13 protein-coding genes are annotated in these 15,004 nt (G+C 62.9%); 6 read left to right on the top strand and 7 right to left on the bottom strand.

Annotation, left to right across the window (positions count from 1 at the left end; all coding sequences use genetic code 11):
- Positions 1–187 precede the first annotated feature (187 nt).
- Entirely contained in the window at positions 188–751 is a 564-nt protein-coding gene (mntP, locus tag M5B98_RS00340) for a manganese efflux pump MntP (protein ID WP_248741365.1), read from the top strand.
- Between the two features lie 15 nt (positions 752–766).
- Here mntP and M5B98_RS00335 read toward each other — a convergent pair whose 3' ends face one another.
- Genes M5B98_RS00335 through M5B98_RS00325 form a run of 3 tightly spaced genes read right to left on the bottom strand, consistent with a single transcriptional unit; the run spans position 767 to position 5,005 of the window.
- Positions 767–2,113: an MFS transporter gene (locus M5B98_RS00335; protein WP_248741364.1), complete on the bottom strand. Its 1,347-nt coding sequence runs from the start codon at positions 2,111–2,113 to the stop codon at positions 767–769.
- A gap of 49 nt (positions 2,114–2,162) precedes the next feature.
- Complete coding sequence (locus M5B98_RS00330) at positions 2,163–3,236, bottom strand: C45 family autoproteolytic acyltransferase/hydolase (RefSeq protein ID WP_248741363.1); 1,074 nt, start codon at positions 3,234–3,236, stop codon at positions 2,163–2,165.
- A gap of 41 nt (positions 3,237–3,277) precedes the next feature.
- A complete protein-coding gene (locus M5B98_RS00325; protein WP_248741362.1) occupies positions 3,278–5,005 on the bottom strand; it encodes an amidohydrolase in 1,728 nt (575 codons plus the stop codon).
- A 105-nt stretch (positions 5,006–5,110) separates the two neighbouring features.
- Here M5B98_RS00325 and M5B98_RS00320 point away from each other — a divergent pair, with 105 nt between their 5' ends.
- Together M5B98_RS00320 and M5B98_RS00315 are read left to right on the top strand one after the other, a co-directional pair.
- A complete protein-coding gene (locus M5B98_RS00320; protein WP_248741361.1) occupies positions 5,111–6,016 on the top strand; it encodes a LysR family transcriptional regulator in 906 nt (301 codons plus the stop codon).
- 82 nt (positions 6,017–6,098) lie between these two features.
- Positions 6,099–7,073: a helix-turn-helix transcriptional regulator gene (locus M5B98_RS00315; protein WP_248741360.1), complete on the top strand. Its 975-nt coding sequence runs from the start codon at positions 6,099–6,101 to the stop codon at positions 7,071–7,073.
- Between the two features lie 30 nt (positions 7,074–7,103).
- Here the strand turns inward: M5B98_RS00315 and M5B98_RS00310 are convergent, their stop codons facing one another.
- The gene (locus tag M5B98_RS00310) at positions 7,104–9,014 is read right to left on the bottom strand and encodes a tyrosine-protein phosphatase (protein ID WP_248741359.1); all 1,911 of its coding nucleotides are present in this window, start codon (positions 9,012–9,014) and stop codon (positions 7,104–7,106) included.
- A 214-nt stretch (positions 9,015–9,228) separates the two neighbouring features.
- Between M5B98_RS00310 and M5B98_RS00305 the strand changes: the two genes are divergently transcribed.
- Positions 9,229–9,513: a FecR/PupR family sigma factor regulator gene (locus M5B98_RS00305; protein ID WP_085731863.1), complete on the top strand. Its 285-nt coding sequence runs from the start codon at positions 9,229–9,231 to the stop codon at positions 9,511–9,513.
- Positions 9,514–9,532: 19 nt separating this feature from the next.
- Here M5B98_RS00305 and M5B98_RS00300 read toward each other — a convergent pair whose 3' ends face one another.
- Both M5B98_RS00300 and M5B98_RS00295 read right to left on the bottom strand, forming a co-directional pair.
- Entirely contained in the window at positions 9,533–10,831 is a 1,299-nt protein-coding gene (locus tag M5B98_RS00300) for an MFS transporter (RefSeq protein ID WP_248741358.1), read from the bottom strand.
- A gap of 30 nt (positions 10,832–10,861) precedes the next feature.
- Positions 10,862–12,040, bottom strand: coding sequence for a M20 aminoacylase family protein (locus tag M5B98_RS00295; RefSeq protein ID WP_248741357.1), 1,179 nt, complete (start codon positions 12,038–12,040; stop codon positions 10,862–10,864).
- 143 nt (positions 12,041–12,183) lie between these two features.
- Between M5B98_RS00295 and M5B98_RS00290 the strand changes: the two genes are divergently transcribed.
- Positions 12,184–13,137, top strand: a complete 954-nt coding sequence (locus M5B98_RS00290) for a LysR family transcriptional regulator (protein WP_114882477.1) — start codon at positions 12,184–12,186, stop codon at positions 13,135–13,137.
- Between the two features lie 7 nt (positions 13,138–13,144).
- Here the strand turns inward: M5B98_RS00290 and M5B98_RS00285 are convergent, their stop codons facing one another.
- Positions 13,145–14,050, bottom strand: a complete 906-nt coding sequence (locus M5B98_RS00285; RefSeq protein ID WP_248741356.1) for a LysR family transcriptional regulator — start codon at positions 14,048–14,050, stop codon at positions 13,145–13,147.
- A 112-nt stretch (positions 14,051–14,162) separates the two neighbouring features.
- Between M5B98_RS00285 and M5B98_RS00280 the strand changes: the two genes are divergently transcribed.
- On the top strand, positions 14,163–14,999 hold the full coding sequence (locus tag M5B98_RS00280; protein ID WP_248741355.1) for an SDR family oxidoreductase: 837 nt from the start codon (positions 14,163–14,165) through the stop codon (positions 14,997–14,999).
- Positions 15,000–15,004: the final 5 nt, after the last annotated feature.

Below are 15,004 nucleotides of genomic sequence, written 5' to 3'. Positions count from 1 at the left end.
CCTATGATCCGGGCCTTCGTTGGGGAGTAACCTGCTTCCGAGCCCCTCGGTAGCGTTCGTATCAACATATTCGGCAACATGCCGTGGTGCGAACACCTTCTGGTTGGTGAGACCGACGACACATCCATGCCGAAAGTCGGGCGTGTGGTTGTGTCGTTGACTCATGGCCCGACTGGAAGTATTGCCCGTGAATCCTGTTTCCCTGATCTTCCTCGCACTCGCCATGTCCACGGATGCCTTCGCGGCCGCCATCGGCAAGGGCTCCAGCCTGCACAAACCTCGCATCACCGAAGCCCTGCGCACCGGTCTGATCTTCGGTGTCATCGAAGCAATCACCCCGGTCATCGGCTGGTTCATCGGCCAGGCCGCCACCCGTTGGGTGGAAAGCTGGGACCACTGGATCGCCTTCACCCTGCTGGTCGCGCTCGGCCTGCACATGATCTACAACGGCCTCAAGCATGAGGAAGCCGAAGAAGAAAAACCGGGGCAGCACTCGTTCCTCATCCTCGCGGTCACCGCCGTGGCCACCAGCATCGACGCCCTGGCCGTCGGCGTCGGCCTGGCGTTCGTCGATGTGAACATCTGGGTGGCCGCTGCCGCCATTGGCCTGGCGACCATGACCATGGTCACCATTGGCGTGATGCTCGGTCGGGTGCTGGGCACCGTGGTCGGCAAGCGTGCGGAAATCGTCGGTGGCGTGGTGCTGATGATCGTCGGTGCGACGATTCTCTACGAACACCTTTCGGCGTGACCCTGAATGCCGGTGTCAGGGTGTTTGCAGACGCCCCGGCACCGGTGCAGAACTCGACGCGCCGCCCGAGGGCGCGTCGATTTCCTCCAGGCTCAAGTGCGCGGTCTCCCTGAGGAAGAACGAGCAGACCGCCACGATCCCCAGCGCCACCGCTCCGTAAACTGCAACGCCAAACGCGTCGTGATTGTTGGCGATCAGAATGGCCGTGGCCGCACTCGACGCAGTCCCGCCTCCCAATGCGGCACCGATCTGGTACGCCGCCGACATCCCTGAATAACGCATGTCCCGTGGAAACTGCTCGGCGAGAAACGCCGGGATCGGCCCCTGCGTCGCACCCATGAACGCACCGATCACGATGTAGGCGAACGTCGACACCAACAGGCTTTTCAGCCCCACCAGCGGGAAGAACACGAAGAACCCGGCCGCCATGATGAACGCCCCGAGGATCATCACCCTGCGCCGGCCGATGCGGTCAGAGAGCAAGGCAAACAGCGGCGCGGTGATGACGATGGCAACCGATAACGCGATGTCGAAAATCAGTGCATCGGTGCTGCCGTAGCCCAGTTGCGTGGCGTAGGACAGAAAGAACGTGCTGCCGATGTAGGCGATGGTCACGTAACCAAACGCGATGCCGGTGCACAGCAACATGGCCCGAGGTCGCGCACGCAACGCTTCAATCAGCGGCATGCGCCCGTGTCCCTTTGACTCGCCCGGCGACTGCGCCGGTTTCTGCAACCGCGCATACAGCCCGACCAGCACCAGCACACCGCCCAGCCAGAACGGAATGCGCCAGGCAAACCCGGCAAGGTCATCGTGCGCCGCCACGCTGACCACGGCGAACACGGCTGAGCCGAGAATCCCGCCAATGCCAATGCCCATGCTGGTGAAACTGCCCCACAACCCTCGACGCCCCACGGGCGCCGATTCGATGCCGAACAGCGCGGCCCCGCCCCACTCGCCCCCGGCGGCAAAACCCTGCACCAACCGCAGCAGCACCAGCAACGCTGGCGCACCCGCGCCGATTGTTGCGTAACCCGGCAGACAGCCGATCAGGAAGGTGCTGAGGCCCATCAACAATAGCGTGATAACGAGCATTTTCTGCCTACCGAGCTTGTCGCCGTAATGCCCGAACACCACGCCGCCCAACGGCCGGGCAAAGAATCCCGCGCCGAACGCACCGAAGGCAACGAGCGTCGCGGTGAGCGGGTCCATCTGCGGGAAAAACACCTTGGGGAATACCAGCGCGGCGGCGGTCCCGTAGATCACGAAGTCATAGAACTCCAGGGCGGTGCCCATGCCGGAGACGAAGAAGGTTCTCAGTGCCGACGGTGAACCCGCCGTGCGTGCAGGGTGACTGGCCATGTGGGGTGCTCCTCTTGTTGTTGTTTTTCGGGACGTTGCTGCAAGGGCTTCAGAAGCGCTGGTAACCGTTACGGGCCAGCTGTTTCGGGTTGCCGGCGGCGAATTCGAGCACGCATTGTTCAGTGTCGATGCCGATGGTCAGCAAGGTTTCCCAGCGCTCGGTGGCCGGCATGCTCAGGTCGGGATGGAAGCAGATCGGCGCCTCTTCGCCGGCCGCGCCGCACATGGCATCGGCCCGGCGCACGAGGTCGCCCTCGGTCATGCCGTTCAGCAAGGCGTTGACGTGATCGATGCGCGCGTAGGTCGTCGAGGCGTCCGGCGTGCGTTCGCCAGCGCTCAGGTTTGGGTCAAGGAAATGGTTGGTGTGGGTGATCCAGCCTTCGGCGTTCGGCAGCACCACGGCGGTGGCGGCAGGTGACATCTCGATGCTGCAGGCGCGGATTTTCGAGTCTTCGCGAGTGAACACCGTCAGCACCGTGGACGCGCTGACCCGTGCCGAACGCGCCAGCTCGATGGCCTCATCGACGCTGCGCGCCTGTTCCAGAATCCGCCGCGCAATCGCATGCACCGGCACCCCGCCGCTGCCGTTGTCGCTGGCATGGTGAAGGATATTGAAGTGCAGCCCGAGCCCGGCGCTGTTCACGCCGATCTTGCCGAGCATGCCGAATTCGGTGAACAGCTTGACGGTCATCCCGGCGTCGGTGGTCAGTTGCAGGATCAGGCCGTTGGGCACCAGCGTGTCGTGCCAGTCCCAGGTCTGGATAGTTTTCGGCGCCTGCGGGCCATGGGGCGCGAACACGGCGGTCGAGCATTCGCCTTCATTCGAGGGCATCACCGCCAGGATTTCAGTGCGGGCGTTCAGGGCCGCGAGTTGCCACAGCGGCAGATCCGCGCCTTCGGCCATGGCGACGATTTCCTCGGCCAGTGCCGGGCTCCAGTTTTCCAGGGCTTTCAGGCTGGCTTCGCCGATGGCGCGCACTTGCTGTGGCGGAATGTCGAGCTGGTTGAAAAAGTCGAGGTACAGCGCGACGGTCTGGCGAATCTGCGCGCTGAAGGCGTCACCGATCTGGTGCCCACGGGTTTGCGGGTTGCGAGTGTCGGTGACGAAGCAATGAAGGTTCACGAAAGGTTTTCCTTATTTTGGTGTTGTAATCGGAATGCGGCTTACGGCTGGCGGCGATAGATTTCGCGGCCGGCGAAAAAGGTGTTGAGCACCTGGGTGTCGCGCAGGGCTTCGGGGGCGACCGTGAACACATCGCGGTCGAGCACGATCAGGTCGGCCTGTTTGCCGGGTTTGAGTGAGCCGATGCTGTCTTCCAGGCGCAGGACCTTGGCGGCATTGAGGGTGTAGGCCTGGAACATGACCTGGCGATCGATGTCTTCGGCGGCGTTGAGCACGCCTTTCGGGCCCTTGCGGCTGACGGCCTGGTAAATGGCTTTCCACGGCTCGGGCGTTGTGATCGGCCAGTCGCTGGCGCCGGCGATGGTGGCGCCCTGCTTGAGCAGCGAGCGCGCCGGATAGGTGTACATGAAGGCCATGGCGCTGACGTAGGGCTTGACCAGATCCATGCTCGACTCATCGGCGCTGGCCCAGTACATCTGCATCGAGGCGATGACGTTCAGCGCCTTGAACCGGGCGAATTCTTTCGGGTTGACCATCTGCAGATGGGTGATGGAATGGGCGATGCCGCTCTGGCGATCCTTGCGCGCCTGCTCGATGCCATTGAGGGATTCGCGCACCGCGCGGTCACCGATGGCGTGGATGTGCACCAGCCAGCCACGGGCGTCGGCGGCGCTGACCAGTTCGCCAAAGTGCGTCGGATCGATCAGCAACTCGCCGGACTTTTTTGAGTTCTTGTAAGGCTCCAGCATGGCTGCGCTTTGCGCGGGCGATTCGGCCACGCCATCGGCGAACACCTTGATGCCCGGCAGGGTCAGGTTGTGCACGCCGAGGAACTGCTGGCGGACCTTGTCCAGTTCATCGAGATCAGCTGGTGTGGCCTTCGAATCCGCCATCAGCAACGCGGCGACGTGGGCGGTGAGTTCGCCGTTTTCCGAAAGCTTCTTGTACGTCGGCAGCACACCCAGCGAGTCGTTTTTCACGTCGGCACCGGGCAGTTCATTGGCCAGCGGGTCCATCCACCCGGTGATCCCGAGGCTTTTGTAGTAATCCAGCGCGGCGCGACCGCCCGCCAGCAGCGCTTCATCGGTCGGCGGCGGCAACAGGGCCTGAACGGGATAGAGCCCGGCGTCCACCATAAAACCGTTCGGCTGCCCGTCCGGGTGATGACCGAGGGTGTCTTTCTCTTCAGGCTTGAGCGCCTGGATGCGCGCTGCATCGATACCGGCGCGTTTGAGCATCGCCTGATTGGCCCAACCGGTGTGCAGGTCCCAGCCCAGCAGCAACAACGGCTGATCGGCCCACTCGCCCTGATTGAAACGCTGTTCCAGCGCGTCGGTCTGGTTCCAGTAAGTCGAGGGCAATCCGCCGACACTTAAGAACTCGCCGCGCCGGGCCTTGCCGTCCTCACGCCATTGGCGCAAGCGCGATTCCAGTTCATCGAGCGGCAGCATCTGCCCGTCGAGATTGGCCTGCAGCATCTGCAGGCCGCCCTTGATCGTGTGGGAATGGGAGTCGATGAAACCGGGCATCACCACTTTGCCGCCCAGATCGATCAGCCGGGTGTCGGTAGTCTTGAGGCGCAGCACCTGCGCATCCGAGCCAACCGCGATGACCTTGTCACCCTCGATGGCGATGGCCTGCTGCAACGGTTGGCCGGGTTCGGCGGTGTAGATTTTCGCGTTATGCAGGATCAGGTCGGTGGCCGCCAGACTTTCCAGCGAGGCACAGGCCAGTGCGGACGACACCATCAGAGTCAGGAGCTGCTTCATGAGCGTTCTCGTTATTTTTGTTAGGCTGAGGCCAGATTAGCCAAGCCCGCCGGATAACTGAATGCCGTCTCACGCACAACTTCTGTGCCCATCAGGAATAGATCAATGGACAAAATGAGCGCCCTGACCATGTTTGTCGCCACCGCCGAACACGGCAATTTCAGCCGTGCCGCCGAGGTGCTCGGCAACACGCCGTCGGCCCTGACCAAGGCTGTGGCGCAACTGGAAGAGGAACTCGGCAGCCGCCTGTTCGACCGCACCACTCGACGCATGGCGCTGACCGAGGCCGGGCGGATCTATCTGGAAGGCGCGCGTCAGGCGCTGTTGCAACTGCAACTGGCCAGCGAAGGCGTCGAACAGCTCAAGCATGAATTGCGCGGCGAATTGCGCATCATCGCCCCGCCCTCCTTCGCCCCGGCCTTTCTCAATCAGGTGTGCTGCCGATTTCTGAACGAGCACCCGCAGGTGAATCTGGAAGTGGATCTGAGCGACAACTACGACGACCCGGTGGATGGCAGCTACGACCTGGCGCTGCGTGACGGACCGATCGACCTGCCGGGAGTCATAGCCCAACCGCTGGTAGAAAACCGCGTGCAGCTCTGCGCCAGCCCGGCCTATCTGGCGCGCAAGGGCAGCGACGTGTCACTGGACAACTATCACCAGCACGACTGGCTGATCTTCCGTCACCCGCTGCTCAACCGGCATTTCTGGTGGGTCAAACAGGGCGAACGACGCTTGCGCATGACCCAGCCGACCCCACGCATTGCCAGTGACAATTACGATTTCCTGCTGGCCTGCCTGCTCGACGGCCAGGGCCTGCAATTTCTCCCGCAGTGGAGCGCCGCGCCGTATCTCGCCCGGGGCGAGCTGGTGGAATTGATGCCCGAATACTGGCGTGAACCCAGCGCTTTCGGCCCGTGGATCTACGTGCTGTATCAGGCCCATCGACGCAATACACGCAAGGTGAAGGTGTTCATCGATTTCCTGAAGGCGCACTGGCAAGCGGGGTAATCCGTTTGTGTCATGTCGCTGTCATTCTCGGTTGCTAACGTCCTCGCGCCTCTTTGCCCCGACTGCCAAGGTGACCTTCCCGGTGTACTCAAGCCCGACGCGCCAGACCATCATCCTCAGATCCGCCGACATGTCCTGCGACGACTTCGGCGCTTTGTTTTCCCGCATGTTCGGCAATCGTTATGGCGACACACCGCCGCCGCCGAAGGACATCATCATCGGCGGCGTGTACGGGCGGCACGACGGGGTCAGTTTCCGGCGCATGCATTACCGGGGCGATTTCACCGTGGCGTTCCCCGACCCCTACGATGAAATCACCTTTGTGATTCCCACCGCCGGCCGGATCATCTTCAACGACTCCGCCGAAGCCCTGGGCCTGCCGCACATCGGGCTGGCCATCGACAAGGCGGACCTGCGCTCGATGCGTTTCGTCGACAATCACGCCCAGCACGGCATGTCGATCAGCCGCGCGGCGCTCACCGAACGCCTGTCGTCGCTGCTGGGCCGACCGATCGTGCACAAGCTGCATTTCGAGTCGAGAGTGGATCTGAACAGCCCGGCGTTTCAGGGCATTCGCGCACTGATCGACCTGGCCACCGGCACTGAATTCGACCTGTTGTTGAACGCCGGCTCGCTGATGCCGTCGCGCCTGCGGGAAATGCTGGTGGACGCGGTGCTGGAAGCCTGGCCGCACAATTTCAGCGAGGCCTTGCGCCGCCCCGAAGCATCGATTGCACCTCGGCATGTGAAGCAAGCCATCGAATACATTCAGGCGCATCCCGAGCAACTGGTCAGCGGGACGGATCTGGCGGGTCTGGTGAACGTCAGCCTGCGGGCCTTGCAGGAAGGTTTTCGGCGATTCGTCGGGACTTCGATTGTGGCGTACCAGCGCCAGGTCAGGCTGGAGCGTGCCTGCGCAGCGTTGAAGCACGGCCCATCGTCATCGGTGACCGATGTGGCCCTGCAATACGGATTCAGCAACGTCGGCCGGTTCTGCCAATATTTTCAGGACGCCTACGGCGTAAGCCCCGCAGAAATGCGAAAAGGACTGCGCTAAGGCAGTCCTTTTTCTTCACCTTCAAATTGATCAGAACTGATAGCTGGCCTTGAGCCCGCCGCTGAAACCGTGGCTGTCGCCGCCACCGCTGGCACCGACTTCGGCGCCCAGACTTAACGCACCAAGGTTGGCCATCAGGTTGACGCCGCCGCTGAACTGATCGCGGTTGTCGAACGCCGCCCGCTGTTCGATATCCAGCCCCAGCAGATGGCCTTCGCTGTCGACCTGATGATCGCCGAGCACACGCTCGTAACCGACCCGCACGCCCGGCACCAGTTGCCACGCGCCCATGGGCAACGGGGTGAACGAAACGTCGAGATTGGCCACGGCGCTGCGACGGGTATGCTGGATGTCGTCGACGTCGAGGGCCAGTTCGCTGCCCTTCTCCTGGAAGCCCGACAGGTCCAGACGACTGACGCGCACGCCGAGGCTCGGCTCCAGAACCATATCGTTCATCGGCAGGCGATAACCCAGCGCCAGCGTGGCGCCGCTGAGATTGCCGTGAGTGTTGCCCTTCGCCGAACCGAGGCCGCCGCCGAGGTCGCGCTTGCTGTCGTAGTCGACGTAACCGGCGCTTATATTCGCATCAGCAAACAAACCACGTTCCAGACTGGTGAAGCCATAACGGGCACCCAGATTGAGGAAGGTGAAGTCGGTATCAGCCTCGCCGCCCGCCCCGCCGACGGTGCCTTTGCTGTAACCGATCCCTCCGCGCGCGCTGAGTTGCTCGGAGAAACGCTGGGTGACGCCGACCATCAGGCCCTGGCTGTGTTCGTTGCTGCTTTGCGCATGGGCCGAACCGTCGGTGCCCAGATAACCGGCGAGCGCGGTGCTCCACAAGCGGTATTGGCCGACCTTGAGGTCGGTGCCGCTGGCGAATGGCGCGGCGGCCTGTTCGATCATCGCGTTCTGACGCAGCAAGTAACTCGCCGCATCGGCGTGCACCTGACCGCCGACCGTGGACTCGACACCGCCAAGGGTGCCGGCATCGATGGCCGATTGCAGGTAGTAGTTGTAGGCGCTGTAGGTGCCCGAGAGTTTGCTGTTCTGCAGTTCCTGCAACAGTTGCGCGCCGGCGGCGGCGTTGCCGATCAACCCGGCCTGACCCGGCAGGCTGTTGTACTCGACCATTTTGCCGCGCAGCACGTAAATGGTTTCCTGGGACAGACCCAGGCCCTGTTTGAGGTAGTTGTCCATGCTGCCGTATTGCGCGGCCACCTGGTCCAGGCCGGCTTGCAGGTAACTCGCTTCCACACCCAGCAGCGGCGCGTAAACCGCGGCCATGCTCGGCGGCATCATCGCCAGCGTCTTGGCCACGCGGGCGGCGGTGTAGTCGTTGGTCGCCAGGTAGTTGCTCATGATCGTCGCATTGTCGACCCCGGCGATGCTTTGCAGCACGGCGGCGGTCCAGCCGGTGCGGTCCTTGCCGGCGGTGCAATGGAACAGCGCGGCGCCGTCGACGCCGGCCAGTTCGTTGAACAGCACGCCCAGCTGACCGCGCATACCGGCGTCGCTGACAAAGGCGCGGTTGGTCTCCTGCATCATCGCAATCGCATCGGCCGCGCTTTTGAACGAGACCGTGGTGATGTTCGCACCCGAGGTGGTGGCGCCGATGATGTCGATGTTCTGGTAGGTCGCGCCGCTGATCATGGTGTCTGGCGTGGCCGCGATTTCGCTGGGGGTGCGCAGGTCAAAAACCGCCTTGATTCCCAGACCGTTGAGGGTCGCCAGATCCGAAGCCGTCGGCGTCAGCGCGTTGGAGCGGTAGAACACACCGGCGCGCATCGTGCCGTCATGGGTCGTCGAGTAGGCCGTGGTGATACCGGCGACATCGCGGAAGTTGTCGATGCCCTGCAGGCGCGGGGTATCAAGGTCGGCCGCGTGGGCGGCGGCAATGGACAGACTCAACACGGACAGCGAACACAGAAGACGTGGAAACACGATGCAGCCTCATTGAAAACCGGTTGGGCTGCCCACTATCTACAACGAAATGTGACTGAATATGGCAAATCTGCGAAAAGCGTAAATGGCGGCGCGATCTGTCCGGCGCACGCGCATTCTGTCCGTCAGGCAGGCTAAATCCCTGTCGAACTTTGACGTTTTTTTTGCAAGAGGCAGGGTAAAGTGCCCTCTCCGGCCATCCTGGAAGCAGTCAATGAACCTCCAAAGCCCTCAAGACGCCGACGATGAAATCCTCAATCAGGCGGCGCACTGGTGCCTGCGTCTGCAGGACGAAACCTGCACGCCTGACGAACGCCAGGCCTTCCAGCAATGGATTCAGAGCAGTCCGCGCCACGCCTTCGAGTACGCGAAGATGCTTGAGGTCTGGGAGTTGAGCGATCAATTGCCCGACGAGCAAGACAAGTCGAAAAAACGCAAAGCCACGACGCTGCCGTGCAGCTTCGAAGAGTTTCAACGCAATCTGGCGCAGCGCAACTGATGCGCCGCGCCCGGGCCGCTCACTCCAGCGGCCTGCCTGCAGTCTCCCGCACCATCGCCAGCCCCGCCAGGGTCAGGCACAGACACGTCATCACATACAGCGCAGGCGCGTTGTTGTTGCCGGTCAGACCGATCAGCCCGGTGGCAAAGAACTGCGCAAACCCGCCGAACACCGACACGCCCAGGCAATAGATGATCGACAGTCCCGACGCGCGAATCTTGCGGGGGAACATTTCCGTTACCAGCACCAGCGTCGGCACGGTGATCAGCACCAGAAACAATGTGGTGACCATCGAAACACCCAACAACGTGCCCAGGGTCGGAAAGCGGTTCATCAACATGAACGCCGGATAGATCAGCAACAGCATCGGGATGCAGCCAAGCGCGATGGTGCGGCGACGGCCGATGCGGTCACTCAAACGACCGGCCCAGATCGACAGGCTGATCTGCACCAGCGCCCCAAGGCACGCGGCGGTCGTGCCCATGGTCATCGGCAGATGCAGCACGCTGACGGTGTAGTTGGTCATGTAATCGAGCACGATGTAGCTGGACGCCGTGCTGCCGATGACCAGCAGCACGCCGGTCAGCAGGACTTTGCGATAGTCACGGAAAATCAGGCGCAGACCGGAGGTGGCGCCATCGCCCTGCGGTTCCTGCTCGGCGGTTTCATCGAGGTGACGACGGATATACAGCCCCACCGGAATCACCAGCATCCCCAACACGAACGGCAGTCGCCAGCCCCAGCTTTCAAGGGATTCGGCAGACAAGGTCGAACTCAACCCCAGCGCCACCAGCGCGCCGAACATGAAGCTCAAGCCCTGGCTGAACAGCTGCCAGCTCCCGTAGAAACCTCGGTTTTTGTCGTCGGCGTATTCCATCAGCATCGCGGTGGAAGCCCCCACTTCGCCGCCCATGGCAAACCCTTGAACCAGCCGCGCCAGCACAATCAGCACCGGTGCGGCGAGGCCGATCTGCGCGTAGGTGGGGGCGATGGCAAACAGCAGCGAACCGAGCGCCATCAGCCACAGCGTGAGCATCATCGCCGGTTTGCGCCCGACCCGGTCGGCGTAGGCACCGAGCACGATCCCGCCGATCGGGCGCATGCCGAAGCCGACGCCGAACGTGGCCAGGGACAGCAGCAATTGCCCCAGCGTGCTCTCTACCGGGAAAAACTGCCGGCCAATGAGTGTGGCGAAAAAGCTGTAGACGGAAAAATCATAGAACTCCAGACCGGAGCCGATGGTAATCGCGGCAATGGCCCGCGCACCGATGGGTTGGCGCGTTGCGGTTGCGGCGGCGCTGGAAATGGCAGTGGACATGGGGCGAACTCCTGAAATTGTCGAAGCGGATCAGGCCAGGAAGGCTTCCACCAGTCGCACCCAGTAGCTGGCGCCGGTCGCCAGGCAATCGTCGTTGAAGTCATAACCGGGGTTATGCACCATGCAGCCGCCCTCCCCGTCGCCATTGCCGATCAGCAGATAACAGCCGGGGCAGCGTTGCAGCATGACTGCGAAATCTTCGCTGCCGGTCAGCGGTTTCATGTTCGGGATCAGCCCTTCCTCGCCCACCCAATCGATCGCCACTTGCCGCGCAAAAGCGGTCTTGGCTTCATCGTTGAACAGCGCCGGGAAGCGTTGCGCTTCGTCCAAATCCACCGTCGCCCGGGCTCCGAAACCGCTGGCCTGAGCCTGGGCAATGCGGGTGATGCGCTCGATCAATTCGTCACGCACCGAGGCCTTGAGTGCGCGCACGCTCAACTGCAACTCGGCGTGATCGGGAATCACATTGGCGGCGACCCCGGCATGAAAGGCCCCCACCGTCACCACTGCCGTGTCGAGTGGATCGACAGTGCGCGAGACGATGCTCTGCAACGCCATGACAATTGCCGACCCGGCCAGCACCGGATCCACCGCCTTGTGCGGCATCGCGCCGTGACCGCCCACGCCGTCGACGCGGATCGTCACGGTGTCGGTGGAGGCCATGAACGGCCCTTCGAGGAAACCCAGCTTGCCCACCGGCAACCCCGGCATGTTGTGCATGGCGAACACCGCGTCGCACGGGAACTGCTCGAACAAGCCGTCATCGAGCATGCGTTGCGCACCGCCGTCGCCCTCTTCGGCGGGCTGGAAGATCACCACCAGCGAACCGTCGAAATTGCGGTTTTCGGCCAGATGGCGCGCGGCTGCCAGCAACATCGCCGTGTGCCCGTCATGCCCGCAGGCGTGCATCACGCCTTCGTGGCGGCTGGAATACGGCAGCCCGGTCTGCTCGATGATCGGCAGCGCATCCATGTCGGCGCGAAGGCCGATCATCTTGCCGCCGCTGCCCTGACGCAGCAGGCCGACCACGCCGGTGCCGCCCAGTCCGCGATGCACCTCATAGCCCCATTCACTCAACTTGCCCGCCACCAGATCGGCGGTGGCGAACTCTTCGAAGCTCAGTTCCGGGTAGGCGTGAATGTGTTGGCGCAGCGCGATCATTTCTTCTTCGAGCGTACGGATACCGGGCAGTGCAGGCAGATCGGTCATCAGCAGGTTCCTTGTTTTTATGGGGGCGTTTTCGGGTGTTCGACTGATACCCTGCGATCCTAATGACTTGCCGAATGCCGCGGCAGTCGCAAAAAACGGGGGCTGAAAACCGTGGGTTTACACCGTCGCAACGGGAGAAAAGGATGAAGCTGCATCAACTGCGGGCGCTGGTGATGATTGCCGACTGCGGCAGCATTCGTGCGGCGGCACGGCAACTGGGGGTTTCGCAGACCGCCGTGGCCAAGGCCCTGCGTGAACTGGAAGAACACCTGCAATTGCCGCTGCTGGTGCGCAATGCCAGCGGCGTGGTGCTGACCGCTTACGGGCAGTCGCTGCTGCAGCATGCGCGGCAGATGCTCAGTCAGCTTGAGCGCGCGCAACTGGAGCTGACGCACCTGAGCGATCAGGCCCAGGGCCAGTTGCGCCTGGGCATCTCGCCGTGGATGGGCATGACCCTGCTGCCGGAAGTCGTCACCCTGTTCCGCCAGCGCATGCCGCAAGTGCGCCTGGAAATCTTCGAAGGCTTGATGGCCGTGGCCCTGCCAAAACTGCGCGACGGCACCATGGAGTTCGCGGTGGGCCTGGTCTCGTCGCTGCTGCCGCGCCCGGAGTTCGTCAGCGAGCCGATCTTCTCCTACCGCATGGCGGTGGTCGCCCGTCACGATCATCCGCTGCGCAAGGCCAGTTCCATTCACCAACTGCTCGATCAGGACTGGGTGGTCAATTACCCGGACGCCAGCCACGAAGGCCTGATGACCGAGCTGTTCTGGCAACACGGCGCGCAGATCGACCTGCAACACATCCACCGCGCCCACTCGCCGCAACTGACCCTGTCGCTGATCGAGCAGACCGACATGCTCAGCTACTTTCCCGAACCGATGCTGACAGTGCCCGGCTATCGCGAACGCGTGGCCCGGCTCGATCTCGCCGAGACCTTCGCCAACGATGTCATCGGCATCGTCACCCCGCGCAACGCCCCGCTGGGTGCGGCGGCGCAGTGTTTTGTCGATTGCCTGTTGCAAGTGATCCGCCGCCGCGCACGCTCGGCACGACCAGAGGATGTCGAGTTGTTCGATACGCTGGGGTTGTTGATTTGAGGCAACGCTACGAGGCGCCCCCGCTCGCCCAGTCCCGCACGGCCTGAGCGAACAATCGCAGCGCGGTGGGCGGATGTCGGTTGGCCGGGTAATACAGGCACAGCCCCGAATAGTTCGGACTCCATGGCTCCAGCAAGCGGACCAACCGTCCGGCCTGCAGAGCCTCCGCCACCAGGGACTGCGGCACCCAGGCGATGCCCGCACCGGCCAGCGCGGCCTCGACCATCAGGTTGAGGTTGTCCATCGTCAAACTGCCTTCCACATCCAGGCTGACGCTTTGTTCGCCCTGTCTGAATTCCCAGCGAAACAGACCGCCACCGGTGAAGCGAAAGCGAATGCAGCGATGGGCCTTGAGATCCTGCGGCACCTGTGGCGCCGGATGCTGTTGAAGGTAGTCCGGCGAGGCCACGGCAGCGAAACACACGTCAGGCCCGAAGCGAATGGCGATCATGTCGCGTGGCACGTCATCGATCAGCCGGATGCCGGCGTCAAAACCGTCGCTGACAATGTCTTGCAGCGCACCGTCGGCCACGAACTCGATATGGATGTTCGGGTAGCGGGCAATGAACTCGGGAACCACGTGGCGAATCAGCGGCCGGATCGATGACTCCGACGCACTGATGCGGATCGACCCTGAGGGGCTGATCCGGGCGGAGGTGACCTCGTTGACCACGTTCGCCAGGTCATTCATCAACGGTCGAACCCCGTTGAGCAACTGCTCCCCCGCTTCGGTCAGCGACACCGAGCGCGTCGTGCGGTTGAACAGGCGCATTTCCAGGCGCGCCTCCAGGTTGCGCATCGAATGGCTGAGCGCCGATGAAGACACTCCCAATACTCGCGCTGCACCACTGAAACTGCGTTGTTCGGCAATCGCGATGAAAGCAGTAAGGCCCGGCAGATCTGCGCGCAGCATTGATGAAAATCCCTCACTAAGGCATGCAGCCAACCCTATATTGTTGAGCAATCAGCAGCAATATAGAGTCGTTCACCTCGTCGGGAATCCGACTCTCACGTGAGATGAACCCATGAACAATTCAGCGAAAGTGATCGTGGTGATCGGTGCGGGCGCCATCGGCCAGGCGATTGCCCGGCGCGTCAGTGCCGGCAAGCATGTGGTGTTGGCCGATCTCAGACAGGAAAACGCCGATGCCGCCGCAAAGGTCCTGCTCGATGCCGGTTTCGACGTGACCACCGCCGTGGTGGACGTTGCCTCTCGTGCCTCGGTGCAAACGCTGGTGCGGACCGCTACCGCCCTCGGTGACATCAGCGGAGTGATTCACGCGGCCGGGGTTTCACCCTCGCAAGCGTCAGCCGCAACCATTTTGCGCGTCGACCTGTACGGCACGGCCGTCGTGCTGGAGGAATTCGGCCAGGTCATCGCGGCCGGCGGTTCGGCCATCGTGATTGCCTCGCAATCCGGTCACCGCTTGCCGGCGCTGAGCCCTGAACAGAACAAGGCGCTGGCGACGACACCGACCGAGGAGCTGCTGGCGTTGCCGATGCTGTCCGCCGAACGCATCAGCGACCCGCTGCATGCATATCAAGTCTCCAAACGCGGCAACTCGCTGCGGGTCATGGCCGAGGCCGTGCGTTGGGGCAAACGGGGCGCGCGGGTCAATACGATCAGCCCGGGCATCATCTTCACGCCACTGGCGCGGGATGAGTTGAACGGCCCACGCGGTGAAGGTTACCGGCGCATGATCGAACGCAGCGCCGCCGGGCGTGGCGGCACACCGGATGAAGTGGCTGCCGTGGGTGCTTTGCTCATGGGACCTGAGGGCACCTTCATTACCGGCAGCGACTTCCTCATGGATGGCGGCGTCACGGCAGCTTACTGGTATGGGGATCTGGCGCCGGACTAAATCAC

Origin of the sequence: Pseudomonas sp. MWU12-3088 (assembly GCF_023242405.1) — a bacterium.
In the GTDB taxonomy this organism is placed as follows: domain Bacteria; phylum Pseudomonadota; class Gammaproteobacteria; order Pseudomonadales; family Pseudomonadaceae; genus Aquipseudomonas; species Aquipseudomonas kribbensis.
Note: the sequence above shows the minus strand (reverse complement) of the source record. Positions and strands in the feature narration are given on the sequence as shown.